At 33.5% G+C, this 1,027-nt stretch carries 2 protein-coding genes; both read left to right on the top strand.

The features are described from left to right. Window positions 1–25 precede the first annotated feature (25 nt). Window positions 26–244, top strand: coding sequence for a hypothetical protein (locus tag KDK17_RS01735; protein ID WP_257287203.1), 219 nt, complete (start codon window positions 26–28; stop codon window positions 242–244). 252 nt (window positions 245–496) lie between these two features. Further along, window positions 497–1,027: hypothetical protein (locus KDK17_RS01730; RefSeq protein ID WP_257287202.1), on the top strand; the 531-nt coding region annotated here is incomplete at its 3' end.

Here is a 1,027-nt window from a genome sequence, read left to right as displayed (position 1 = left end):
CTTAATAAGCTAAAAAGGAGCAACTGTGGAACAGGCGATTCTTGTATTTCTTGAGCTAGTTTGGTTCAAAAACGTTTACTTAGCCCGTTTAATTGAAGAATGTATTGAGCATTATCCAGTCGTTCACCTCTACGTATCACAGGTTTTGAATAACCCTTTCTTTGAAAGTTACGAACAACTCGATGCTATTTCAGATTATATTCATCTTTATTGCACAGAGTATGGTTATCCGGATGGCACCTAACAGTCTTTAAAAAAACTGTATTACATCCTGTTATATTCAGAAGACTCAGTTTAATATTCATTTAATCCTGCTTCCATCATTCAGTCATAGCAGAGTGAGTGATAATAATCTCTGGCGTTTGAGGACATGAAATGACCATAACTCTCTCTTGATGGAGTCACGACTCATATATGTTAGCAGTATTGAGAGTGAGTGATAAAGTTACCCATTGAACTACCGATAAACATAAGAAATACTTAAATTCCAAAAAAAATGTCTAAAAAAAATCTAATACTATTCTTGCTCTGCTTAATGCAACCTTATTCTTTGAAAGCTGATTTCCAAAGCCTTCCAACATTACCAGACTTTGGGAAAGTTAACTCATACTATGATGCCGTCAGAATACTTTTCGATGATCATTTACAAGAGATAGAAGAAATAAAAACTTCCGGCGGTCAAGTTGAAAAAGTCTTTTCTGTTATACATCTAAAAAAAAGATGGTTTGTTAAAATCACAAGAGAAGACTGCCAATCATGTGAAACTACTCATTTTGATACTGAATGGAAACTAAAGAAAGAATATAAAAAATATTCATGGCTTAGTTTAAAAAATGCTGAGCTTGTATTACCTACAAAAGGTGCAACCTTTATTCTGGAACACAAAAAACATTTAATTGCTAGTTATGCTTGGGTTCCTGGTTCAACATTTTCAGATATTTACAGCGAACATTTTAACAAAAAAACAGGAAACAAAACCTTAGAGAAAGCATTTTATCGCTATGGACAGGTTTTATCAGTTATGCAC

Source organism: Endozoicomonas sp. SESOKO2, from assembly GCF_024606245.1.
Taxonomy (GTDB): domain Bacteria; phylum Pseudomonadota; class Gammaproteobacteria; order Pseudomonadales; family Endozoicomonadaceae; genus Endozoicomonas_A.
Note: the sequence above shows the minus strand (reverse complement) of the source record. Positions and strands in the feature narration are given on the sequence as shown.